This window comes from Gammaproteobacteria bacterium (assembly GCA_013816845.1).
Lineage (GTDB): Bacteria > Pseudomonadota > Gammaproteobacteria > DSM-16500 > DSM-16500 > Aquicella.
Map to the genome: position 1 here is coordinate 69,827 of JACDDU010000005.1, position 26,393 is coordinate 96,219.

The 26,393-nt window shown below is 34.8% G+C and carries 21 protein-coding genes; 8 read left to right on the forward strand and 13 right to left on the reverse strand.

Annotated elements, in window-relative coordinates; all coding sequences use genetic code 11:
• Positions 1-99 precede the first annotated feature (99 nt).
• Entirely contained in the window at positions 100-804 is a 705-nt protein-coding gene (locus tag H0W64_10120) for a hypothetical protein (protein ID MBA3662074.1), read from the forward strand.
• Between the two features lie 130 nt (positions 805-934).
• On the opposite strand, the gene H0W64_10125 is transcribed toward H0W64_10120, so the two are convergent.
• Together H0W64_10125 and H0W64_10130 are read right to left on the reverse strand one after the other, a co-directional pair.
• Positions 935-1,726, reverse strand: a complete 792-nt coding sequence (locus tag H0W64_10125) for a porin family protein (GenBank protein MBA3662075.1) — start codon at positions 1,724-1,726, stop codon at positions 935-937.
• A gap of 169 nt (positions 1,727-1,895) precedes the next feature.
• Entirely contained in the window at positions 1,896-2,279 is a 384-nt protein-coding gene (locus tag H0W64_10130) for a DUF423 domain-containing protein (protein ID MBA3662076.1), read from the reverse strand.
• Positions 2,280-2,559: 280 nt separating this feature from the next.
• Between H0W64_10130 and H0W64_10135 the strand changes: the two genes are divergently transcribed.
• Entirely contained in the window at positions 2,560-4,803 is a 2,244-nt protein-coding gene (locus H0W64_10135; protein MBA3662077.1) for a response regulator, read from the forward strand.
• Positions 4,804-5,067: 264 nt separating this feature from the next.
• On the opposite strand, the gene H0W64_10140 is transcribed toward H0W64_10135, so the two are convergent.
• The 4 genes from H0W64_10140 to H0W64_10155 all read right to left on the reverse strand — a co-directional run bounded on the left by H0W64_10140 (position 5,068) and on the right by H0W64_10155 (position 9,266).
• Complete coding sequence (locus H0W64_10140) at positions 5,068-6,147, reverse strand: protein kinase (GenBank protein MBA3662078.1); 1,080 nt, start codon at positions 6,145-6,147, stop codon at positions 5,068-5,070.
• 566 nt (positions 6,148-6,713) lie between these two features.
• Positions 6,714-6,995 carry a hypothetical protein gene (locus H0W64_10145; GenBank protein MBA3662079.1) on the reverse strand — a complete coding sequence of 94 codons (282 nt, stop codon included), beginning with the start codon at positions 6,993-6,995 and terminating at the stop codon, positions 6,714-6,716.
• A gap of 195 nt (positions 6,996-7,190) precedes the next feature.
• The gene (locus H0W64_10150; GenBank protein ID MBA3662080.1) at positions 7,191-7,619 is read right to left on the reverse strand and encodes a DUF4949 domain-containing protein; all 429 of its coding nucleotides are present in this window, start codon (positions 7,617-7,619) and stop codon (positions 7,191-7,193) included.
• A gap of 303 nt (positions 7,620-7,922) precedes the next feature.
• Positions 7,923-9,266, reverse strand: coding sequence for an FAD-dependent oxidoreductase (locus tag H0W64_10155; GenBank protein ID MBA3662081.1), 1,344 nt, complete (start codon positions 9,264-9,266; stop codon positions 7,923-7,925).
• Positions 9,267-9,732: 466 nt separating this feature from the next.
• Between H0W64_10155 and H0W64_10160 the strand changes: the two genes are divergently transcribed.
• The 4 genes from H0W64_10160 (at position 9,733) to H0W64_10175 (ending at position 14,911) form a co-directional block, all read left to right on the forward strand.
• Positions 9,733-11,400: a lytic polysaccharide monooxygenase gene (locus tag H0W64_10160; protein MBA3662082.1), complete on the forward strand. Its 1,668-nt coding sequence runs from the start codon at positions 9,733-9,735 to the stop codon at positions 11,398-11,400.
• A gap of 514 nt (positions 11,401-11,914) precedes the next feature.
• Complete coding sequence (locus tag H0W64_10165; protein MBA3662083.1) at positions 11,915-12,973, forward strand: hypothetical protein; 1,059 nt, start codon at positions 11,915-11,917, stop codon at positions 12,971-12,973.
• A 314-nt stretch (positions 12,974-13,287) separates the two neighbouring features.
• Complete coding sequence (locus H0W64_10170; GenBank protein ID MBA3662084.1) at positions 13,288-13,740, forward strand: hypothetical protein; 453 nt, start codon at positions 13,288-13,290, stop codon at positions 13,738-13,740.
• Positions 13,741-13,855: 115 nt separating this feature from the next.
• Positions 13,856-14,911: a protein kinase family protein gene (locus tag H0W64_10175; GenBank protein MBA3662085.1), complete on the forward strand. Its 1,056-nt coding sequence runs from the start codon at positions 13,856-13,858 to the stop codon at positions 14,909-14,911.
• Between the two features lie 267 nt (positions 14,912-15,178).
• Here H0W64_10175 and hflC read toward each other — a convergent pair whose 3' ends face one another.
• From hflC to H0W64_10200, 5 genes are all read right to left on the reverse strand, one after another.
• The gene (gene hflC, locus H0W64_10180) at positions 15,179-16,102 is read right to left on the reverse strand and encodes a protease modulator HflC (protein ID MBA3662086.1); all 924 of its coding nucleotides are present in this window, start codon (positions 16,100-16,102) and stop codon (positions 15,179-15,181) included.
• A complete protein-coding gene (gene hflK / locus H0W64_10185) occupies positions 16,089-17,309 on the reverse strand; it encodes an FtsH protease activity modulator HflK (GenBank protein MBA3662087.1) in 1,221 nt (406 codons plus the stop codon). Before hflK ends, hflC begins: the two co-directional genes overlap by 14 nt.
• 169 nt (positions 17,310-17,478) lie before the next feature.
• The gene (locus H0W64_10190; GenBank protein MBA3662088.1) at positions 17,479-17,886 is read right to left on the reverse strand and encodes a hypothetical protein; all 408 of its coding nucleotides are present in this window, start codon (positions 17,884-17,886) and stop codon (positions 17,479-17,481) included.
• Between the two features lie 343 nt (positions 17,887-18,229).
• Positions 18,230-19,024, reverse strand: a complete 795-nt coding sequence (locus tag H0W64_10195) for a hypothetical protein (protein MBA3662089.1) — start codon at positions 19,022-19,024, stop codon at positions 18,230-18,232.
• A gap of 417 nt (positions 19,025-19,441) precedes the next feature.
• The gene (locus H0W64_10200) at positions 19,442-20,914 is read right to left on the reverse strand and encodes a hypothetical protein (protein ID MBA3662090.1); all 1,473 of its coding nucleotides are present in this window, start codon (positions 20,912-20,914) and stop codon (positions 19,442-19,444) included.
• A gap of 169 nt (positions 20,915-21,083) precedes the next feature.
• Between H0W64_10200 and H0W64_10205 the strand changes: the two genes are divergently transcribed.
• The gene (locus H0W64_10205; GenBank protein ID MBA3662091.1) at positions 21,084-22,370 is read left to right on the forward strand and encodes an erythromycin esterase family protein; all 1,287 of its coding nucleotides are present in this window, start codon (positions 21,084-21,086) and stop codon (positions 22,368-22,370) included.
• 10 nt (positions 22,371-22,380) lie between these two features.
• Here the strand turns inward: H0W64_10205 and H0W64_10210 are convergent, their stop codons facing one another.
• Positions 22,381-23,304: a hypothetical protein gene (locus tag H0W64_10210; GenBank protein MBA3662092.1), complete on the reverse strand. Its 924-nt coding sequence runs from the start codon at positions 23,302-23,304 to the stop codon at positions 22,381-22,383.
• A gap of 279 nt (positions 23,305-23,583) precedes the next feature.
• Positions 23,584-25,002 carry a hypothetical protein gene (locus tag H0W64_10215; GenBank protein ID MBA3662093.1) on the reverse strand — a complete coding sequence of 473 codons (1,419 nt, stop codon included), beginning with the start codon at positions 25,000-25,002 and terminating at the stop codon, positions 23,584-23,586.
• Positions 25,003-25,265: 263 nt separating this feature from the next.
• On the opposite strand from H0W64_10215, the gene H0W64_10220 reads away from it, so the two are divergent.
• Positions 25,266-26,390 carry a sulfotransferase domain-containing protein gene (locus H0W64_10220; protein MBA3662094.1) on the forward strand — a complete coding sequence of 375 codons (1,125 nt, stop codon included), beginning with the start codon at positions 25,266-25,268 and terminating at the stop codon, positions 26,388-26,390.
• Positions 26,391-26,393: the final 3 nt, after the last annotated feature.

The window sequence follows — 26,393 nt, forward strand, 5'->3', positions numbered from 1 at the left end:
TCCTTGAGGAAAGTGTTTGCGATAAAACGCTTTTTCGGATTACACTTCGTTTCACCTTGCCAGAATTTTAAAAATAATAATAAAAAAAATAGGTATTTTATGCCCAGAGATATAAGCCAGTTCAAAGGTGCTGCTCTTATTGTAGGCGGCGGATGGTCTGAGGATTCTGATTCCACTCCATCAATCCGAACGCCCCATAATTTTTATACGATTGATATCGATGCTCAAGTTGCTCCCGATGCTGTAATTGATATCACCAACGAAAATCAATGTAGTGCCTTGCCCCCACAAAGATTTAGTTTCATTTACTTCGAATGCTTTCCATGGTTAGGTGAAGAACGCTTACTCAAAGCTTTTGATTTAGCTCATCGTCTCTTAACAGAAGATGGATTTTTAATTTATCGTGGAGGAAGTAATAAGGCTGCAAGCAGTATTCCAGCAATATTACAAAAAGCAGGTTATCAACATGTATTAAAAAAAGAATTAAATCCCGCAGATCCTAAAACCCAATTTGATAATGGAAGTATAAGTTTAGCAGCCAATCTTGATTTAAAAGTGCTTCAAGAAAATTTTTCAACTCTGTCTAAAGCCCAGCAATATTATCTCAATTATTATCATTTTTTTATGGAAGAGCCATTTTCTTTTAATCCCTATTATGCGCTTAAAGTAAATAAGCCCCCTCATTCAAACTTTATTTTTTCAATTTATAAGCAAAGTAATATGGGTAAAACGCCCAATTCTATTCAAGAAAATAATGAAAGCCATTCAAATGCTTCTAATGAATACAAAACGTTTACTCAATGATATGGAGTAGATTTAAGTACTATTTTTGTAGGATGAAGAAGGTTTTAATGATCAAGAAAATTCAGGTAACCCAGGAAAATATCCATCTAAAATTACCCTGGGTTACATGGAATGCAAATGTAACTTAAAGCTATGTGGCTAAGAATCGGATAACAAGAAATATTTGATTGGTTTTTAATTTACCTTGCCATCGCGGCGCTGAAATTAAGGTGCCGGCTTCGAAGGGTGAATTTGCCATTATTTGATTGGGACTTTGAAAATCTCCGCCATCATAATAACGATAACCAATATCCGCTGCGAGATAACTTTGGACGGGCGCGAAGGTGAGACCCAACGATCCTTGCCATGCAAAAGTGTTTTGGGTGGTATCTTTACCAAGAGAAGAAACCACGCCCGAAGTCGCTACTGTATTATATGCAACCGTATGAAAATTACTCATGCGATTGATACCTACGCCCGCTCCCAAACTTGCAAAGGGATAGATAACCAAATTATAGAAATGGAGTCCAAATTGATTAGGATTGGGATGTGCGGTTAAATTAAGTAAAACACTTTGTACATTTAAATCAAAAAAGCGTGTGCGCGCATTTCCACTAAAGCCTGGTGTTACGCTAGACCCTGTTTGATATTGTTGATAATTAAAAGTCGCGTAACGGGTATAGTCTATGTCTAAATTTAAATATTCATTTAAGGTGGCACCCAGGCCTATTGATGCAAAACTACGATTTCCTAAATTTGCATCGTAACCTTGATTAGCTGCATCCCAAAAAGAAGGGTCTGGATTGGAAATTCCTGAATTACTACTCCAGGCAAAACCTGCGTCAAACTTTGCAAACCATGTAGGTTTTTGAATTGAAAAAACATTAGCAGAGCACGTAGAGCTAAATAAAAACAAGATAGCAAATTTAAAAATTCTTTTCATTGCATCATCCTTTGCAAAATTTCATCATTTAAAATATAACTTTTATATACGCAATTACACTGTCGCCTGATATTAATCAATACGAATCATAATGAACTCGATAGTATAGTGATAATTGAAAGTGTTTTGAACTCTTTTAATTAACAAAAGTTTTAGTAAATAAAAAGGGTTATTTCATTTTCCACAAAGCTGATCTTATCAAAAGCGCCCATCCTGTCATCAACAATACGCCGCCAACGGGGGTAAGGTAGACTATCCCTCGAATATGAAATATAGATGAAAGATAGATACTAAAACTAAATAATAAAATTCCAAGTGAAAATGTGTAAGCAGAAGTTGTCAGCCAAAACTTAATTCGATCACTAACTTGCCCTGGTAATGATAAACCTATTATACAGATAACAATGGCATACAGTTGATGGTAGCGCAGCGCAGTTAACATGCCGTTTAAGCTTTTACCGGTCAAATGCAATCCTAAATAGTGATCAACATAAGCTGCGATGATAACTGACAACAACCCCAAAATGGCACCTATCAATAAAATGAAGTTCATATATATCATCCAATGTTAACGAAAAGACCAAAATTTTTAAGTCGATATTATGAGCTTCTCCAAACCGCCTTTTCAACTTGATTTGAATCTAAATCCTAGATGAGAGAGAATTAACCATCTAATATGATGGATTAGTCTAGACGTTCAATTTGGTCTTTAGCTACGAACTATTTGTAAGCTAGAATAATCGAACTTTTTTCAATTTTTGAATCAACCTATAAATTTTTTCAAAAAGCGAAATGCAGAAGATTGATAGGAAATTACGCCCAAGGAGAAAGAGGTGGATTTTATTGATAGATTTTTTCAAATTCAGGGCTTTATGCCTCATGGCATGTGTCTACTATGGCGCCCCGGTATTTTGTGGACTATGGTCTTAGGTAACGGTGTTATTGCACTCTCGTATTTTATGATTCCAGTTGCATTAATCTATCTTATCTTGAAAAGAAAAGACATGGGATTTAAATGGATTTTTGTGTTGTTTGGTGCATTTATTCTGGCGTGTGGTTTCACGCATGTGATGTCTATCGTCACCTTATGGTACCCCTTGTATGGATTGGAAGCCTTGATACTTGCTTTTACTGGCGCTGTTTCATTTATTACAGCTATCTTACTTTGGCCCCTTCTGCCGGTCTTATTAAAAATTCCCTCTCCTTGGCAATTAGAAAAACTGAATGGCGAGCTCAAAAAAAGCAATGCTGAATTGGAAAGAATCGAATATGTTCAATCAAAGTGGGCGTCCATTGTAGAATTTACCGATGATGCAATCATTAGTAAATCATTAGAAGGTGTCATTACAAGCTGGAATGAAGGAGCCGAGCATTTATATGGCTATCATGCCAATGAAGTCATCGGTAAATCTATCTTGCTTATTTTTCTACCGGATCGTTTAAATGAATTTCGCGAAGCTGAACAACAAATTAGACAAGGGAAAGGGGTACGGTATTTAGAAACAGAAAGGAAACATAAGGACGGTCATGTTATTCCTATTTCAGTAACGATATCACCTTTGAAAGATAAATTAGGCAATGTAATTGGTGCATGTAGTATTAGCAGAGATATTACTGAGTGGAAAAAAATTCAAAATATGAAAAATGAATTTATTTCAGTTGTCAGTCATGAGCTTAGAACACCACTTACTTCAATTCAAGGGTCGCTCTCCTTATTAGTCGCTGGCGTCGGTGGCATTTTACCGGAAAAAGCACAAAAGTTATTACAGATTGGCAAACAAAATAGTGAAAGATTAATTCGTTTAATTAACGATATTTTAGATGTTGCTAAAATTGAATCAGGAAAGATGGAATTAAATATAACACCTTGCGACATTGGCAGATTAGTTAACGAAGCAATTATAGCTAACCAATCTTACGCTGAACAATTTGGTATAAGCGTTCAATTACATGAGCAAGCAAGAGGGACTGTCAATGCTGATCATGACCGACTTGTGCAAGTCATTACTAACCTATTATCCAATGCAATCAAATTTTCTATACCTGCAGGAATAGTAGCGGTAAATATTAACGAACATGATAACAAAATCATTGTTTCTGTCACCAATACAGGTGAGGCGATTCCCGAAGAATTTCAAGCAAGTATCTTTAATAAATTTGCGCAGGCGAATACCAATTCAGCCCGCAAACAAACAGGCACAGGGCTCGGTTTAAGTATTAGCAAAGATATTATTGAAAGGCTTGACGGATATATAGGATTCCGATTAAATAAAAACAAACAAACAACTTTCTTTTTCGAATTACCACTCGTTACAAACTCGCCTACGCAAAAATTATTTTTTGATAAAATTCCTGTATTATTGATTTGTCATGAAATGGAAATCGCACAGGAATTAAAAGAATTTTTGGAAAAAAATGAATATAAAGTCATTATTACCCACACCGGCCAAGATGCTCTTACAATTTTAAATAAAAATCATATTGATGCTTTAATGATAAATCTAGCTTTGCCTGATGTCGATGGGATCTCCTTTCTTAAAAAACTCAGAGTTCAATATACTGCTGCCCAATTACCCATCATCGCAACTTCACTTACTAACGAAAAAAATTCTGATACATTAAACGGTAGCGCTATCTCAATTGTAGATTGGATGGATAAACCAATTAATCTCGAACGCGTTCTTAATAATATTCAACTAATCAAAAATTACGTCAAGGAAAAATCACCTAATATTTTACTAATTGAAGATGAAGTAGATTTACTAGAAGTCATAGCAAATTTAGCTCAAGAAGAAGCAAATGTTATCGGCACGACTACTTTAAAGGCAGCTAAAGCTACTTTAGATGAACAGCGATTTGATCTAGTTATCCTTGATTTATCATTACCAGATGGTTCTGGGATTCAGCTTTTACCAGAGCTTAGCAAAAAGAATATTCCAATTATCGTTTTTTCAGCATTTGAACTACCAGAAGATTTTGGACACTATACTTACAAAACATTGTTGAAATCGAAAACAAGTCTCTACGAACTTTTAGAAATTATAAAATCATCTCTATTAAATAAAAAATTAGATTAAGTTAAGGTAATTTAACTAGCATGTTTCAATTAATATCCATATTACCGCTCTCAAAGAGACCGTTTTCTTCGAACATTACCACTCAAATTTTTGTTACCTTCGACAAAACATGTTTTAAAATAGTTTCCAGCTAAGGTGTTACTTAACCAGTAGGCCCTAGGCTGTTTGGATGTTGTTAATAACAAAAGAAATCGAATTCAAAGTAAATGAGCGCGTTCAATGAGTCATTATCATTTTGCTAATTTCTTTAATCTTTCCACATCTTTAGGTATGAGTAAATTGAGGATCAGAACATCTTATTTCATGAGTTTTTTGCAATGTTTTTGGATATTGATTAAAAATAGTGAAATAGTTTAATTTAGATGAGGCTTGGTCAACAGAATAAGCTTGGGCCAATGTATTCTTTACATGATTTGTTTTGTCTAAAATGCATTGAAATTTATTTTTAATATCCTCAAGGCTAGGTCGCAAGGCTGCCGTTATATGCGTCATACTGGTTAATAATGATAATATTATTTTACCTTCACTTGAATTAACGAGCTCATCTTCATCACAAAAGATATATTTTCTAAAAACAATACCCAAAGAATATATATCGGACTTATAGGATGGCAATGTATAGCCATGTCGGTTGTAAAATTCAGGTGAAGTTTCAGGTGCATCAAACCCTTCCGTTCCGGGACAATCAGTCATTTTTCCATTAAATGGCAGATTCTTTCGATCAAGAGATTCGCCGAAATCTACGAGGTTCCACTTCTGTTTTTTTTGGTCATACATTAGATTACCACCCTTGATATCTCTATGAATAATATTTTTTCTATGAACTTTTTCAATACTGGAAACAATACCAAGCGCGCTTTGAACTTTCTCAGATAAATTTGAGTACATGATATTATAAGATAATTCTAACAAAGACTCTCCATCGATTAATTTTTGTATTACATAATACTTACCGTTTATAAAACCCAGATGATAAAGCATATTATAAATTGTTGAGGTCATATTACTCTGATTTGCTTTTGGTTCTATTTCTAAATAGGATACGAATCTATTATTCATTTTTAACATTTCGATTTCGTTTGTAGGTTTATACGTGAATTTTTTTACTACATACCATTCAAACGAATCAACATCTTGAACAAATTTAACTTTACTTTTTCCCATCCCCGCCACTGCATTAGGATAGACAGCATAAGCATGATTTTCATGATCAATGAGTACAGAGGCTGTTAAATCAATTCTGGGATCTGCAATGCATCCATGTTTAGCAAGTTTAAAATGATAATGATGCTGACTCATTTGCAGGTGAACAAAATTAATTTGGTCTGCGGGTAAAATTGACAAAACGAAATCAGTCAACAGGGGAACGGGGGTCAAGAATTGAGTTATAACCTTCTGAGGCGGTTCTTGATTCTGAATTGTTACACAATTTCTTTGGAACATATTTTGCCTCTAATAATAACAATAAATTTTGGTTAAACTAGCTCAAGTTTTGAATTTTGATTATTTTTTTACAGAGGTAAATTTTAAGTGATGCAATGATCACACTCATCACACTTTCCGACCCTACAAAATATAATTGCAAATAATCAGGCTAGATCTATCCTCATAGTGCGCGTAGTCAACTTGCATGGCTTACATGCGCCCATTTTGCTATTAATTTTTAAGAGCGAATGCTTGAAATTTAATCTTTGGTTACCTTAGAAACTTCTTTCATTACCGTTAGCGAATGAGATGAAATGTAAAGCAGGTAAGTAACGTGAGTTAGAAAGTCCCATTTTACACTTCACTTTAAACTGATTACTTTGTTAAATCTGTAAAAATAAAATATATGTTGCACTCATCAAAATGCCTTTCCCTCGCATCTTAATTATTTAATGCTCGTGGATACGATCCACCCTATGCGCAAATTATTTATTTCGTTTATAAACACAGTCTTTACTATTTGCGGATGAACATATATCCATTTTAAACGCTGGATAAAAATCCCAAGGCCCGTCGATGGGAGAAAAGTCACCAGCTATTTCATAAAATTGCCTATCTTTATAAGAACATCGTACAAATTGTTTATAATCAATTGTCACTTGTGAAAACTTTTTTTCATTGTAAGTAGATTGGCAAATATCTGCAAGTGCAGGGGCGGCACCAGCGATCGTCAATAGCGTTAGCAAACCTTTGTAAAAATTTATCATAGTTTTCCTAGAGTATTTAAAAGTACGATCGAATGATAGGTGAACATTAACATGTTTCAAAAGAAAATCAATCCTACCGAGATAATCTTTAGCCACCATGATGATACTGAAGGTTTATATATTTTTTTGAAAAGAATTAGCATATAGCTAACCAGATGAAATCCAATAGGGCCTATTGGATTTCCCATAACAGTGTTACTTATGTTTAAAGTGTAAACTTAAAATACTACTCAATGCAGCCTGTGGATCTTTCGCTGGACTAACTGCTACTGCCCAAAAATTATTAGACAAATAAATACAATAGAATTTACTATTTTTGTTATCTGGATTAACGCCGCCAAATGGCTGTAATGATGACATATCCTCTCTTGCAAATTTAATTGCTTCAGCCTCATTATCAAAATTTTTGTCCGTCGCCATGACAAATGTCCATAATGAATCCGTGTCGTAGGGTGAGCTGGGATTATAGACAATCCATTTTGCGCTTGAATTGTCTTGTTGCTTTGCTACGCTTACGCCAACTGTTTCTATAGCACGCACACTAGGACAATATTTAGGGGGCGTTAACGCATAAGCTTTCATCGAAACAAATAATATAAGTAAAATTACTTTGTAAAAATGCATAAAATCTCCTTCATTCATAAATTTTATAGTACTAAACAACAGCATGCATATTAAATAAACATGAAGTGGCGGTATAATAGTATTTGATTATATTACCTATACAATTTTTTTATAGTTAAGACCAAAAGTCTTTTTAAGTTGAGGTTAATACGTGCTTACTCATTGAGTAATACTGAATTGAATGATTTGGCCACGGTGATGTGCGTATGAAATATTTCTATACATCGAACTTAAGGCAAAAGAAATTGGCCTGCATTAATGGCAGGCTTTTTTTATAAAAATCGTACTTACTTAAAATAAATGTTACACCGGTAAATTCGATATTTTCTTTAATTTATCGATTAATTCACGACTATGATTATCATCAGGATCTATTTTCAGCGTTTCGAGTTTAGGAAATAATATAGATTTATTTTCATATAATTTAGCACCAATGATAGCTTGAAATTCTGGTGGTGCGCTTGCCGCATCTTTTTCTAGATCAGTTATTAAACCCTGTAATTCTTCAATTCGTTTATTTTGTCCGTCTATAATATCTTTTCTACTCAAGTTTATTGCATTGTTACGATATTCTTCCTCTTTATGACAATAGTCAGCATAAGTAATTTGACCACCGATCAATTGCCCTAAATAATCCGCTAACTGAATGGCATAATTTAAACCATACCCGCGCGGATAAAACGAAGCAATAAGTGCGTCGCCTAGAAGAAAAACCCCACCATTAATCTTTTGACCATGATCTTGACTCGCTAAATGGCCGGGTTCGACTTGTTGCATACCATTCGTTTTAAAATCCATACATCGTAAATTCAATTTTTTCGAATCATGCTTTGTCGTTTCTTTAATATTTAATTCACTCGTTTCAATATTCATTTGAATCATAAGAACTGTCTTGGCCCATGCAACAAGTAGTTTACGTTTTATATTTTTATCTTCAATGTCATAAATTAATTTTGGAATCTCCCCTGTTACAACCACTTCATTATCTCTCTCCCCCTTCATTGAATAAGTGAGCGGTGGATATTCTTCTTCCCAACCATGAGCACGTAATAAAGCTAAATCTCCAACTTGATAGTGATCTTGCTCTAATGATTTTAAAGAACGATGAGGATTAGAAAAAGTAAAAGACTGTTTGAGTGAAATAGTGGCGTGATAAGGATGACGGTAATCTAGCCCCATATCTGTGACCCGGAACCCATATCCTAATAAATGAGTTTGGATGACTTCCCTTCTTGAACCTTCTGCGATAATTAAATATTGAAAGTCATATCGATTATTATTTTCAATGAGAAGGTATTTTTGTTCTAAATCAATTTTGAGAATTTCATGAATATGATCTTTTATGATGATGTTATCCGCATACTGTTGAATCTGATCAAAAAGATATCTTTCTACATCTTTAATCTGAGAGGTATTTGATTGCGTAATTGCATCAAGATAACGTCTTGCACCATTTACTTCTTTAACTAAATAAGTTTTGAGTACAGCAATTGTTTCTGGATGCATAGTGGTGCGTTGAGGACGAATGAAATCGCCTCTATCTTGTAACTTTTGTTTTGTTATTAAAATAACTTGTTGGTTTAACCTTAATAACGCTAATGCACATGCAAGTGCCGCGGGTCCGGAGCCGATAATAATCATTGCCATAGAAATAGCATCATCAAGTTGAAATTATTAATTAAATTATAGATGATGGAGAAGCGGTGATGGTTAAAGTAAGCTTATTGCGGGTTAAGTATAGTAAATAATTGATTAATAGTGTTATTTTTAATTTAGAACCTTGATTTCGAATATAAATGAGTAATCGTCATTGCAAGGCAAGGTACTTAAAGCACAACGGTACCCAATAACCCGCACTAATCGAGGAGTAGCGCCGATACTCTCGGCATATATATAAAGTCATGTTGTGACATTCAATCAGATGGTAAGATCAACACGCTACGCGTTATAAGAATGCATCCAATATACTTTATGTATGAACTTAAAATGAAACATTTTCTTCATTTCACACTATTTTTTTGCCTTATCCTTATCATTTTATGGTTTAATTAGATAGCATTTGAATAGCGTCACAATTTCGTTTATAAATAATTTTTTATATGGATATAAAAATATGCACTCAATCAGACAAGTTATTCTCATTTTCTTTTCTTGTTTATCATTATTATTAACCTCAGTTACAACATTTGCCCACGGAGTCATTGAAAGCCCAGCTTCTCGTGAGCAATTTTGCGGCGTTGAAAGTAAGCCAGATGAAATTTATAAAGATAAAATGACGCATGAAAAATGTCGACCTATTATGACCAAAGAAGATGGCACGATGGATAATAGCGTTTACAATTTTATGGCAGTCTTAACCCATACCATTGGCCATTCGACGAAAACAATCGAGCAATTACCTAAATATGTTTGTGGATTTGCCTCTGAAATGTGGAGCGGTGGCAAAACACCGTGGGATAGAGCCAACGATTGGCCGACGACTCTTATCGCAGGTGGCCAGCAAAAATTTACTTGGAATATTTCTTGGGGTAACCATTTTGGCGATACTGAAGAGTTTGTCTATTGGATTACCAAACCCAATTTTCAATTTGATCCTAAGAAAGAGTTAACTTGGAACGACTTTGAAGCAACGCCTTTTTGTAATCTTAAATACAATGATCAAACGCCAAATGCAAATCCTAATGTTGTTCCCGATAAAGCTAACAATCGATTCATTACAACTTGCACCGTACCTACCCGTAAGAATCGTTCAGTAATTTATGCGGAATGGGGACGTAATAAAAATACTTATGAGCGTTTTCACTCCTGTATCGATGTCCTATTCTCACCCGATACTAATCCTCCCGTTAATGTTAAAGCGGTTATTAGCCCCTTGCCTGCGCAAGTAACGGGACCCACTGAATTGCAATTAGATGCAAGTACTTCAGTAGGTACTAATTTAAGTTATAACTGGACCATCGACGCAGAAAATTTAGCGCCTTATCAATTGCTCAATGGTCAAGGTGCAAAAGCGCGTTTGCAGATTGCAAATATTAATGCACAGCAGCAAGTGACGGTTAATTTAACAGTTCAGGAAGGTCAAACATCAAATCGAGTAAGTACTCAATTTGTTCATTTACCCGCTGCTGTCAATGCAACTTGGAAAACAGTAGGCCGCGCAACACTGGATTCAACATTGAAGGCAGGTGATAAAATCCAGCTCAGGCTTATTGATAACACTGGAAAGGATTATTTCTTCCCTAGCACACCCATGGTTTTAACTGATGTGACAGCGGCTGCAGACGCATGGGCTTATGCTTTAGCTCAAGTCGTTAATCCGGGCAATCAATTTTTAGCTAAAATTGGTGTATTAAGCTCTGATAACAAAACCATTAACCCCATTAAGTCTGCCACTGAGAACATGATTTATGTTCCCATGACGAGTACGGTGGTTAATGGTTACATCCAAGTAGAAAAAACAGCAGATCCCGCGCAGACTTGTCTTTCTCAGCGCAAACAGGGTTCCGGCAGTTATTGGCTAGGTTATGATGTGTACGCTGCTAGCGCCCCTATCTTATTAGACTTTAGTGCAACCGGCATTGACTTAACTAAAATTATTATCGATAACGGTGTATTCAGTAACGTTAAAGTCTTAGATAAGAATAAATTACTTATCAGCACAAAACCTGGTTGGGTAAGCAAAACAAATCCCGGCTATTTAGGATTCTTTGGTCCAAATCACGGCTCTTACGATCCTTTTAATTCACCTATCAATGCAATCTGCCAAAATGGTAGTGTGTAGAGCGATCCATATAAGCACGTGAATAATTTAGTGTGCCTCATAACATTCCCGCATCCAGCGGGAATGTTATTTTTTTTCTGCGTAATAGAGACATTCAACTGCCTTTAATGGTAGGTAAAAGCCTCTACCTCGAGACCGCGATAAGCCTATAAATTTGAATGCGAATGTTGAAAAATTTTTTGATAAAGTAATATGCAACCCATTACAGGCTCAGCGTCTATTAATCTAAATAATAAACCCATAAAGTTAAACAAGTCGTAAGCTCGCATTAAGTGGTACGTTCATTAATAGCCCTGCAATATTGTGAAATTAAAATTATCAACCTACCCACAAGTTCACGAAAAAATATATGAGTCCTTAAAATTTCTTCTTTTAAAAAAGGGAGATGAGATAACAATATTATTATTGCTGCGTCTACATCAAGTGAATAGGACAAATTGTCTTCGTAAATTAAATCATTTAAGCTAGCAAATATTTTAAATAATTGTTATGGACAAAGGAAAGAAAATTAGCAATGCCAAATTCAAGTCATGTACATTATCGCCTATTCGTTGATATTAACGGTACAATCATTTCAGCCGATCAATTAAGGGGTAAAGACGAAGAATCAGCTAATTACGAAATGATTGCTGAAACGATTAAAGCACAGTGGGAAGTTGATAAAGAAGAAATGACTTATAAAGATTTTGTTGATACCTGCCTCATTCCGGGTGACACAAATGACGATAAGATTAAACCAGCGCGTTTAGCTTGTTATCGAAATGTAATCAATGCCTGTAAAGCCTTAAGTGAAGAAAAGTACAATGAAGCTAATATTCTTTTTCAACAACTGAGTGTGAGCTTAAGTGAACATAATAAAGTATTTACTTCTTTTATAACCTTGATTGACTACTTAAATAATAACCAAGTTAATTATTCCATTATTTTACGTACTTTTGGTCCAGATGCTCCAGATACGATTAAAGAATTAGAACAAAGAACTTCTTTGCGATTTAAAAAATACTATGACTTTTCCGAAACGAAGCTTAGCAGAGAAGAAATTATAACAGAACTTCTCGCTTTACCTAAAGAAGAGCATATTGGCTGGCGGGATCAATACGCCTATTGGAAAGCAATGCAATTCTCATATAAGGGAGCAAAATATCATTCTATCGATTTAAAGAATCCGAACGACGTGGATATTTTTTTTGATGACAACCTTAAAGCTAAATCTATTTTAAATGTAGGTTTGCAGGGTTTTAGCCTCGATCCGGACATCAATCCCGATTTATTCCAAAAACATTTACAGAATACTTTACTTGAAATGGGCTTATTGGTTTGTGTTGATTCAATGAAAGCCAAAATTGATGACAATTATTTTATTCAAGCGTTTCAAAAAGTCCAAACTTTTGCACTGGAAAAGTTAATCGCTAAACTTCCTCTTATTGTAGAGCAAACCCGACAAGAACAGTTTGAGTTAACTCACTCAACAGTTAGCGACAATAAATCTGCCTTTTTTAAACCTTCGGTAGCAACCAATGTTAAAGAAGTTCCTGAACGGCTGTCGTTATATCAACAAACATATCGACCTTAATCTAATAACAATTGCTACATTCCATTAGATCATTTAACTAGCTAATCAATTCATTGGGGGTTATGGATTGATTTAGCATGAATAATAAGCGTGCTAGGGAAAGTTTTATATTTCAGAAAATATACTTAAAGGCCTTGTTAAGCTTAAAAAATTGACCAATATTGATATAATGATGATCTGATGTTAAACAAATCTGATTAGATGAGGCTAGAAGATATTATAGTACAATCAATAATTTGATGTGTTTTTTTTATTAAATATTTCTTCTATATTAAAATATCAAATAAAATCATGTTCCCAGGAATAAAATCGCCATGAATGTACGCGAATTTGATACTGAGATATTTCAGCCGGAAGAAAACAGATCTGGAAAGCTCCCCTTTATATCTAGATTGGCGTATACATCGTATGAAATTAATAAATTACATGAGTATGTTAGTGGTTTCGTTAGCGACTTTCCTTCTCTTAAAGCTGTTGACCAGCTATTAGTGACGACATTCGATTTTGTCTGCAAACTAGATATAGCTGATAAGAAACAACTTCAGGATATATTGACTAAACTTGGTAACAAGTGGAAAAGATATGAAGAGTTATTAATGCACTTAAGCCAAGATTCATTTGATTATAAAATTCTCTATCAAGCTAAGCGCTATTGTCTTTCTTGTATAGCTAAAAACATTGATGCACTAGAGCCAGAAAAGAAATATCAAGTTAACTATGAATGGCAAATTATAATTATGAAATATAATTTACATTTACAGGATTAGAACATGCCAAATCCTCCCATCACATACGGTCAACTTCCTGAAGAAGAACCAAAACAAGTTAAGCCCACGTATGGTGATTGGGGGCGTTCAGAATCCCGAACCAGTAGATTTATCTTTGGTAGCTAATCTTACAGTGATTGATAAAAATTCACTAACAACAGGAGAATTAATAGGATCGGGTAGTTTTGGTCATTGTTTCATCTGCAAAGTTCAACCTAGTTTATTACCTCTGCTTATTCAAAATAAACTTTGTGAAGAAGGTAGTGATACGATCGTTATGAAACAGTGTATTGCTTTAAGTAATAAAGTCAGGGCTTCATTCGTTGAGGAAGGCCGTATTGGGGATAAGTTGCGTCATGCATTTATCAATAGTAATAATCAAATGCAATGTCCGGTGAATTTAGTATCGGTATGTAACTACGATAATGAGCCGGCAATTTTGAGCAGAATTGAATCCCAAGGTAACTGCGTTACTTATCTTACCAAAAAATCCATAGATCCTAACATCGATGCTCACAACATGTGCATCAATATTATGAAAGATTTGTATAACAGCATGGAATTTCTGCATGCCAATAATATTCTACATTTAGATATCGCACTTCGAAATTTTTTAATTAATGGTGATGACAAAGCGATTCTATGTGACTTTGGTAACAGTATTGAAATTGAAAGCGGTATTAACTTTGTAGATGTTACGACCAAATTTATTCCTTATTTATGGGCTGATACAAATATTATACGACTGGGATATGCTTCACGAACCAGCGACCTTTTCAGTTTAAAAATCACGATGCTTGAAGTCATGGCGACGCTAGGAGGTATAAACCATATGGAAATATTTGGCAGTGATATGTATAACCAAACGGGATATGCTGAAAATGTAAAGGATAATAATTCAATTAATAATCAATTAATTTTGCAAAATCGTTTTCAACAATTAAATACGCTTCTATCTCAGTCCCAAAATATTCATGCAAAACCAATATTAAATCTTTTAAACGATTTCAAAACCTTTCTGACAGCAAGTTTCGATTCCTCTTCAAACGAAATGATGACAACAAATAAAAATAATTTTTTAAATGCATGTGATGAAAGTATACAAAACGCAAATACAGCCACTAGTAACAATAAAGAGATTGAAAATCCACGAAATTCATTCAGTATCTAAATGGTAAGCTGATTTATTATGTAGGCATTAAAATTGTTTCATAAATAAATTTGGATATATATTCTTTTATTATTTTTATAAATTATCAAGAATTTATCCTCCTCGCATCTTCATATTGTCATTATTACTATGTTTCAAAAATATGCACGGGTAATCAATAACATTTGACAATGCACTACAAAATCGCCTCACTCATTTATCCATGAGTAGTGATTGCACTAATCATTTTTCTTGTGCTTTTTACATTTTAATCATTAAGCGTTTAAATCATGATGATTCTTTTTTTGCTGAACCGTTACCTTGGGCGTTACGAAAATAGTTAAAGAACTGTCCTTCCGGCTTTAAAATGAGAATGTCCCTTTTATGATTAAAGCTTTGTTCGTAAGCTTGGAGACTGCGGTAAAAAGCATAAAATTTTGGATCAGTACTATAAGTTTTGGCATAGATTTCTGCGGCCGCTTGATCACCTTTCGCTCGTATCGTCGCTGCCTTCATCAATGCTTCTGCTTTAATCACAGTTACTTTCTGATCTGCGAGAGCTTTAACTTCTTCAGATTTCTGCATACCTTCAGCACGTTTTGCTTCCGCAAATTGTTTACGCTCTGCTTCCATGCGCTTAAATACAGAACCCATTACATCTTTTGGTAAGGTAATGGTTTGTAGGCGCACATCAACCACCTCGATGCCTTGCTCTTTGCCAACATGGTTAGCTTCTTCTTTGATAGCGGACATCATCGCTGCACGATCAGATGAAATGGCTTGATAACTCGTGCGCTTGCCATATTCTGCTCTTACAATATCATTTAAACGTTGTTCAAGAAGGTTTTCTGCCCAGCTGACGCTACCACCCGTACTTGTGTAAAATTTAACAAGATTATTGATCCGCCATTTAGCAAAATATTCAACGACAAGATAAGTTTGTTCTTTGGTAACAACCGTTAAAGGTTGTGAGCTGGGTGTAGCAAGTTCTTGGATGCGCGTATCAAAAATCCATATGCGATCAATAAAAGGAATTTTAATATGCAAACCAGGTCGCAATGTGATGGGTGCCTGTGTTTCAGAATCAGTACTTATTTTCCCCAAGCGAAGTAACAAACCATTTTGACCTTCATTAACCGTAAAAAAAATGAAGGGCAACACAAGCACAATAACAATGACAATGGTTGCAATAGCGATATTAATTAATTTCATTGGTCACTTCCCCACTCGTTCCATGTAATCCGCCATCCTGCATTGCTTCTGTATTCTGTGTCGGTACATTATCAATCGAAGCTTGATTCAGTGGCTGACGCTGTCTCAACAGTTTATCCAGTGGAAGATATAACAAATTATTACACCCATTAACATCAACAAGTACTTTGGTTGTGCGACTTAAAACAGTTTGTATAGTCTCTAGATACATTCGGTCTCGCGTCACATCGGGTGAGCTTGCGTAGACATTTAATAATGCCTGATAACTCGCAATATTGGCTTGCGCTGTTAACACCACTTTTTGTTGATATCCGGTGGCATCGGCAAGGGCTCGTGCAGCCATTCCTTGAGCAAGCGGAATGATTTTACTTGCATAGGCTTGTGCTTGCTGAATATAAGTTGCCTTATCTTGATCTGCTCTATTTACATCATTAAAGGCGGCGCGAACTTGATCGGGTGCCTGTGCTTTTCGTAAAGTGACCGCGACTACTTCTACCCCTGCATTATAAGTCGAGAGTACTTGCTTGGTCGCTTCAAAAACTTTTGAACTTAAAAATTCTCTTCCTGTTGTCAAGACGTCATCAAGTTTCATTTGTCCAATAGCAGCGGATAACGATCCTGCTGCAACTTGTTGAACGGTTTCATTGGGACTTACTACATTAAATAAATAAGCACGCGGATCACTTACACGATATTGAACATTCAATTCGACATTGACGAGATTTTTAGATAAATCATTCATATTGCTACTTGCTTCAGGAGCGATTTGAACAGATTGCGCAGGCAAGTCATTTTGATCAGAAGATTTAGTTAAAAAATCACCATCTAAAGAGAATGAATAAATTTTTTGAATATCGACAAGGTGTTTAGTTTCGATAAAGCGTGCTATCCAATGTAGTCCCGGTGAGCTAACTTCGACGTACTTACCAAAACGTAGGACCACTGCTTTTTCAGCTGGATTAACAATATAAAAACCAGACAATCCCCAGAGGATAATCAAGATAACAACAATGAAAACGAGACCAAAATGGCTACTGGAGGGTAATTGTGGATCGCTGGGGGTATTTTTATGCTTCTTAAACCCAAGGATACTACGCCATTTATTAATTAATTTAATGAGAACTTGATGTATATCAGGGAATTGTGGATCTTGATTTTTATTCCAAGGATCATCCTGTTTATTCCCGCCCGACCCATTCCATGACATGCGCCTACTCCCGCTTGGTAAAATTTAATCCCGATTGTATGGAGTAGGCTGAACATATGCAATAAGTCGTTCGTCTTCAAGCAAAAAAGAATCGTTGAATTACATTACCCAATAAATTGGGAATGTATGGTTTTACGACATTCACTGTAATAGCAACGTACAAAAAATTTTATCGTTTAAAATTATAAGAATGTTTGTGTTTTGAATTATTTTGTTCATCCTGAGAAACTTCATTATTAAGTTGCGTATGATGCAAATGTTTGCTAAAGAATTGATGAATACGATGACCATGCTTTCTCTGATGGTCACTTTTGAAATCGGATATTTTTTCTCCTAGCGGAGCGCTAACGTCAGAGACTTTTTCTTTTATCTCAGAACCAATTTTAAAAACCGCATCCATTGTTTCAGCGAAGGCACGCTGTGCAATCATTACACTTCCGTAGACAGCATAACCCGTTGTCAACCCAATTATTCCGACTCCAAAAGTAGGGACCCATATCGGTGAAAATATAATTCCTACGGGGTTGTGGGATAATTTTTGAGCTGCATGGCCAATATCGCGATAGGGGTTTGACATAGGTTTTTTCCCTTTTTTAAGTATTATTATTGGCCGCAATATACATTTATTAAGAATTTTTAGTCAACGAATTTCTTGTTTACTTCAATAAAGGCTCAGGGTGATCTATAAAAATGGACCTTAAGCCTAGCAAAGAAGTTTTTCCACGAAAGTATATAGACTGGTTAAGTGAAATCTGAAGGTCAATAAGTAATTTATATTTCTATTCAAATCACGCTTAGAACCTTAATCACCCATATTTATTACGATTAAATAGCAACCAAGAATTTTTGATGTTTTAGCATCTGGATGATTACTGCGCTGTCTAATTACTACCTTATGAATATATTTCCTGAATGAGGTTTTATCTTAAACGGAAATTCTTGGGGCTATTATCATTATCCTGTTGAGGTTCGTCATCCACTGCAGATGCGCTATTTTGTATTGAATCTGTCAGAGGAATTTGTTGCTCTAAAAAATTTTTATAAAGCTGAGAATAATTAAGGGCTTTTAAAAAAAATGCACCTTGATTCTCTAACCAACAATTAACTTCATCTGGATCCGTCATTTCCATGTGAGTATCTTCTAATAAATCTATTAAAGAAGTACAGGCTGATTGATATTGATCATCCTTGATCTCTGAAACGCAATGCAGATAAGTTAACACTGATTTTAAGTCTTCAGAGGCCACACTTAAACCACCGCTTAACGATGCAGAGGTGACCATATGACTATATCGGGCGAAACGATCAACATCAAGGTGATCCACTAATCGTTTGGCAAGATGATCTTCTATAAGGTTTACATCCGCTATTTTCCATTTTTTTAAATTACCTGTCCTGGTATCGAACTCTGCTATGGAAAACGGCTGATACTTTATCAAATAGCCTGCTGCAAATGAATCTTCAGGGTTAGAATCTTCATTATATATATCTTTTAAATCGTCTTTACCGATTGCGCCAATTAAATCTAATTGCTCCACCTCTTTATCATTAAGTTTCATATTTCCTTTTAACATCAGCATTGGAAACCATGTACCCTGCGTATTTGATGATTGGCCAGTAGAGGCATAAAAGACTTCTTGATCGATTACTACAATTTTTCGCAAATTACCTGCCGTATCTTTATAATGGATGTAAGGATATTTTCGGGTATTCATCAAATTTCCCTTTATAAAGGTATACAGTTCTATTTTACCTTAGCAGGAAAGCAAGAAACGATAAAATTAAATTATCGGTGATTGAAGAATGAAATTACTTTAATTAATAGAAGCTTACATAGTTACTAAAATTTGAAAATTTAGATGCTCCCTTGGTTAGAAGCTCGTTTTTACTATTTATTTATAGAAGCTTACACCCGGCTACCGGGTAATATTGTTACTCTTACTAGAAAAATCTTAATTGCTTTGGCAATAATTAAGGAGATAAGGTATGCCTTTGGTGTATTACTATACTATTTTAGAATTTATATTTTATTAAATGAACTTAACTAAATGACCTGACTTTACTGCTGGCGAAAGGAATGGACTTTTGGATTACGGATAATCCTAAGTTTCCTATACCCTTATAAAATTTCGTTATTTTAGTAGGAACTGTTCTTTAGGCACAGCAATGCACGTAACATTTAATGGCGTGGGTGTAGAAAATAAAGAAAATTGCGGTAAAAAACTTTTATGCATTTTTGCTGTCTGATCACGAGTAGCTTGGAGTAAATTTAAATTACCAACAATTAATTTTTTTTCTTCATCCGCATACAATTTTGACCCAGCTAAATGTAAACATTCCTTTTTTAAGAGAGAAAGTTGCTCGTCTGCTGATAAAAGCGATTTAAAATGTTCTGACTCCATTTCACACTCAGCTTTTTGGTAATAACTCATACCTAATTCATAATGGCATAAAGCTATCATGAGACTATTGCTAGGATTTGCTTTAACAAAAGCCTCTATTGCTTTATTTAAAATTTCAATAACTGTGTTAAATTCTTGAATGCGCAATTCGTTGGAAAAAGGCATTAATTGGGCATAGAAAGAACGTAATAGTCCGATAAGATAATAATTAAAAGCATGGCATTCCCTGTCAGCCAATAAGCTTTTAACGTTCGCTAATTTTTTCCAATCGGCATAAACCTTATAATGTTGAGGAACGGCATCGGCATCGGCATTGTCCCAAACATTGCTTAATAAATAATTAGCTTTAGCCATAAGAATTAAACAGGTTAAATAACCATCCATCGAGGGCGTAGGTACATGCAGGAAATGATTAAACGCTTGCTGCTGTAAAAAAATAGCAGCATTTTCTATTTCAATTTTTGGAGTTGTGGAATTGGGAAAAAATTTTTCAACTGCAAAAAGAGTTATTTCATGAAGTGATTCAAAAGCCACACTATAATTTGCAGATGAGAGATAATAAACAGCAAGGTCTTTCGCAACAGCAAACAAACTACTATAATTCGATTTTAATAGTATCCCTTCGTTAAATAATTGCTTAACTTGAAAGGTATCTTTTTCTCGGCTTGCTATTAAAATCAAGTACAATAAAAATTGGGTACAATTTCGCGGATCAATTTCTTTTGAACGTTGAAATAATTGCCATAACATGGATTTAAAACTTTTTAGATATTGCAGATCAATGCTAGTTTCAAATGGTATAAGTTTAAGTGGAATAATTTCTTCTAAATATTGTAAAAGAGCATAACGTAATTTAGCTAGACATGCGTCTTCCTGTGTATCTTGCCCCAAAAGTAAATATTTTGTTTTTAAAAATTGCAAGGTTAGCGCATGTATTTCAAAATTTTGCGCGGTAAGTGAGGTATTTTTTTTGATTGGATTTATAAATTGATATTTATTTAATAAATTTAAATGAAAAATAAGTGCATCTTCATTATATGGCAGTACATGGCATAATAATTGCCCGGTGATACGCTGACTATTCAAATAACTTAATAACGTAAGAAGATCCTTTAATAAATTTTTATTAATTGAATGATCTTGCACGTGCTGAAGATTGATAGTGAGGAGGGTATCAGTGGTGGCGGTTAGGTCAGGTTTCATTTAATCAACTATCCATTCATTAATTTAAAGTTTTACTCTTAATTTATAAATTTAATCGTGACCCCGGATTGGGCACAAGTTATAATTTAGTCATAGTAATATTTCAATAATTTTTATCAACAAAAACATCTTTTGTAAAACCAAGGAAGTGAATAAGGGAAAGAAGGTTATGGATACGCGAGCTTTGGAGAAATTAGTTAGATTATTGAATGAATCTATTTACACATTATCCCCTGGCCCTGATAAATATACATCCTTAGTAAATAATATTGGTGACGCTCAATTTGTGTTATTAGGGGAAGCGACCCATGGCACTCATGAATTTTACCAAGCACGTATTGAGATCACTAAGCGGCTCATCGCTGAAAAAGGATTTATGGCGGTCGCAATTGAAGGTGATTGGCCTGACGTATACGAAATCCATCGTTACTTAAATGGCAAAGGACAACATGCTAAAGAATCTCTCCATTCTTTCACCCGATTTCCGACGTGGATGTGGCGCAATGAAACCATGATTCCATTTTTAGAATGGTTACGTCATTATAATGATAAACGGAACGTGTCCCAACAAAAAATTGGGTTCTATGGATTAGATGTTTATAGCTTATACGCCTCCATTCAAGTAGTTATTGAGTACTTAGAAAGAGTTGATCCGGCAGCCGCAGAAAACGCGAAACAACGTTATGCTTGTTTCGATCATGTTAAGCAAGATCCGCAGTCCTATGGCTATCAAGCCACGCTAGAGAAGAGTAAATCTTGCGTAAAAGCCGTAACCCAACAATGGTTGGAATTGCAATCACATGTCTTAGAATATATTAAAAAGGATGAATTTCAATTTGAGGAAGCTTACTTTAATGCCCTCCAAAACGCTCTCATCGTAAAAAATGCAGAGCATTATTATCGCAGTCTATTTGAAGGGGCCGCTAAATCATGGAACGTGCGTGATCAACATATGGCTGAAACCTTCAATGTATTAATCAATCATTTAGAAGATCAATTAAAACAACCGGCCAAAATAGTTGTCTGGGCACATAACTCCCACTTAGGAGATGCGCGCGCAACTGAAATGAGTGCTGAAGGAGAAATTAATTTAGGACAATTAATCAGAGAGCAATATCCACGTGATACTTTTTCCCTTGGTTTTTCTACGTATGAAGGAATTGTTACGGCAGCAGCGGCTTGGGGAGATCCGCCGGCATTCAAACAAATTAATCCAGGCTTGCCTGGTAGTTATGAAGATTTGTTTCATGCATTAAATCAAAAAGAATTTTTTTTATTGTTACGCGGGAATAAAACACTTGAACATTATCTTAAAATAGGCCGCTTACAACGCGCTATAGGGGTAGTATACAAACCGGAAACCGAACAAACGAGTCACTATTTTTTTACTAAACTTCCTTTACAATTTGATGCCATGATTCACATTGATAAAACCAGTGCATTACCTCTACTGTAACGCCGTAGATTTAATTTTGCGCTGTTTTGGTTGGTGTAAGTTCTACTGACTTTATTTTATTATTTTTTAACACTGTAAATAAATTTTCATAGACGTTATTAGCACTCCATACATACCACCCTGAAACGCCTTTAGCATCTTCAACAGCACGAATTTCTTCATTTAAATAGTGTTGTTTTTGTTTATCGGATGTCTTTTTCAAATAATGGTAATTTGCCGCTTCAATAAAAGCATGTACTTTAAACGGTGCGTTTCCATTAAATTGTTTGATGAGGGCATTTAAAGAATTATTAATCGTTTTATATGGATCAGCAGAATATTTTTGATAAGGCCAAAAATGCGAAGGATAAACCATAGGATTTACCCCGTCTACGCTATCAGCAAACATTTTTATATCTTGACCAATGTGCATAGAAGGGTAGTAACTTACTTCGCCAAAAATATCAATTTCCATTGGCACATTCTTTGCAGCGATTCGTGTTTTAAACCATTTAATGATTTGATAAACATCTTTAGCATGTTGTGGGTTTGCAGGTTCTTTGGATGAATAACGAATATAATCAAGTTGAATTGCACTAGCACCTGCTTTAATCGCATCATCTATATATCTATATTTTGCTTCCCAATGCGCTTGCGAATGAATTTGTTTAGTATTACCACCATCGGAGAATACGACAATACGAACAACTGGTTTAATGCCGGCGGCCTTAACTTTAGCGATAGCGGGCGCATAACGAGAGCTGAAATAATCATGATCAATTACAAACGTATTAATGCCGGTCGCTTTTGACTGGCGAATTAAATAATCTAATTTTGTAGGATTTTCAAGCACGTATTGGGTTAGGTAAATACCTTTATCTATAGCATGGACTGAAAATGTGAAGAGGACATAAATAAATGTGGTTAATACCAACTTACTCCATACCTTCCACATATAAACTTCCTTGCGGTGTCTGGCGATAATTCAAGATTAACATAGGTTTTCAAGGCTTATTTCAAGACTCGACACGCGTTTTACCTAGATTAAGAATAGATACAAATACATATAAAACGAAAAATTTTTTTTTGATTTTGAAGTAAAATTCAGAAAAAATGATATGGTTATTTTTTTACTAAGCCCCCGAGATCAAACTTTAATCAGCTTCTATTTTTTATTAGTTTTAATTTTTTAAAAATCATTCATAAACTTTTTCTTACGTACTGCCTTACTCCGTTAAGGTTTGAAACGTCGCTCTTCCGAGTCTTCATCCCGCTCTTCTGACTGACCAGTTTCAATGTCCCCACCTTGTTCTGCATCCCCTCCTTGTTCTTCATCGGGGATTTCCTTTTCTTGCTCCATAGCAGTAGAAGTATCAACGTTAAATTGAGTAACAGACTCATCTGCTGACTGAGCTTCTATGGGTATCTGATCAACAGGCGTTATTTCAGCTTTAGCTAATGTTGGCTCTTCAAGTTCACTTGTTTCGTCTTGCTCGCTAACTTCCATTTCAGATTGTTCAGTGGAAGTTTCTTCATTCTCGAGAGATGTATCTCCATTTTTTTCAAAGTTGCTCTCTGTAATGGCTTTATCTATTCCGAACACTGAATCATTTGATGCTTCTGGATCGTTTGTTGCCATCCACAAATCTACATTCGTTTTTGTGGCATCTTCTACAGCGATATCGATAACATTATTTTCATTAACATTAATCTCAACATCGCAGCCGGGTGATACTAAATTTTCTGATTCAAAATGCTGAATGGATTCAAGTGCTGTTTTAATTTCAGAATTTTCATTTTGATATTCTGTATCTACCTCAAACTTTTCTTCATTATGAATGTGATCCTTTGCACTGGTTTTTTCTAATTCATCTTGGTTTGTCTCAAATGAATCGGGGTCCATAGGGCTAACTTTTTCATCCATTAATTCCAAACCTTTATTTGACTCGTCAGTTAAGCGATCCTCATTTGATTCAAGTAAGATTTCTTCATGATTGTTTTCTTCTGAAGGTATTTGAATATTTTCAATTAATGCTTGATAATCCTGTTTACTCATGATTTCACATTGAGACAAATCAATTTTTTCTTCCATTAAATAAGCAATTTCATTAATCGTATTTTCAGGCGCAACAAAAAAAATATTACAATCGATGAATTGGTTCGCTTGGTTGAGGAGAAAGACATGTTCTTTAATAGAAAAAAAATTGAATAAATGACTACGATGCAATTGCGCTGCTATTTCAATGTCATAAAGATTATGCGTTTTCAACTGTTTAGCGTAAATTTCTAAATAGATTTTACTTGCCCAATTATAAGTCGCAAAAATAAAAATTCCATGCTGACTTAATAAACGGTCAACATGCTCTAACAACTTATCGAAATGTAGCGCTCGATTATCAGATAAGTTAGCAATGAGCAAATCGATCGATCGATCTTTCAAATTTTCTAATTGAGACATTTGTTCAAACTTCATTGAACGTAGTTGGGCTTTTGCATTGAAGCTCATCAACGCGGTTTGAACCGTATCTGACATGTTTAAAACAATGACCGAGGAGGGACTGTGTGTGATTATCTTAGTATAATCAATGACTTTGGAATTAATGAGGTCTTCTAAAAAACTATAAGATTTTGGTTTAAGCTTAAGTAATTTCATCTTTGTTCATACAAACCTCAAAAAAGGTGTATATACAAAATTTTAGCACATTTTGGGCAAAAAGAAGGTGGCACGGCCTACTAGTTACTCTTTGTAGAAAGGTCGTTTAGCCAGAGCAACTAAAGTTCGTCACGTCCTATGTAACTAGCTATATTTATAATGCAAAAATTTAATTTTATTTGTATAGTGCACACGCAAATGGTTTTGATTTGTTAAACAGAAAGGTAGGATTTTGCTTGTTAGATCATCAAGGACAAAGAGAAATGAAAAACACCCTCGGATTAATTGCAACGCTCCCAAAGTCTGGCACATGGTATTCTCATATTTTTTTTTGGTGTTATGACCAACTTATTCGCAATCAAGCGGCTTATTTGAAAGGTGAATTTCATCCAGATTTAATTGGCATTTTAAAGAATCGTCAAATTCAAAGCGTCTCAACACATCCTGAGACATTAGGGATTGAACAGTTATTTATTTGTCACGTCATCTGTCCAGGATTTTATGAAATCAAAGATGAAAAGTTTGCTGATTGGAACTTACTTCGTTTTCCTCTACCTTACAATGGGGGAGAAGGGTATATAAGAGGATTTAATCAATGGGAAAATTTAAATCCTAAAACCAATCCACAAGCCAAAATTGTTTATCTTTGTCGAAATCCTTTGGATCATTTTGTTTCTTATTTTCATAATGCTATGACAAGTGTAGAAATTAATCATCGGAATAAAACATTAGCTGATGGTACGATTGTTCCGCTGACCAGTGTACAAGATTTTGTTTTTAATTTTGGCGCATTGTCAGGTTTTATCAAACACTATTACAGCTTTAAGCAAATGCAGAATCAATGTCCAGAACAAGTCAAAATTATTTCTTATGAACGGCTCACTCAAATACCTGATCTTGTATTTGGTGAAATACTCGCATTTATGGGTACCCCGGTTGATACTGAAATCAAACAACGGTTATTTAAAGATGCTTTAGCTCTGTGCTCTAAAGAATCTTTAATGAAGATTGAAGCCTCTTTGAATCGTTCTTTAGTAGGTAATCAATTAAGTTCAAACAAACATATCCGTGATGGAAAGGTAGGAAAATGGAAAGATTACTTCAACGATGAAGAAATTTTAAAAATTGAAGCGGCATTCAATCTTTTTGATATTTCGTTAAAAGACTTTCAATTGACATCAACTGAAATGAGCGTACTACCAGACATTGATGACACTAAGCAAAAATATGTATTTCAGGTAGAATTTTTCAAACAGGTTGCCCATCTCTATAACTTAGAATTACAACATGAAATTATTGAACTTAAGCAAGAACTAAACGAAATGTTAGATTCTAATTCATGGCGGTTTACCGCGCCTTTGAGGGCTATGAGAAAATTAACAAAATAATAA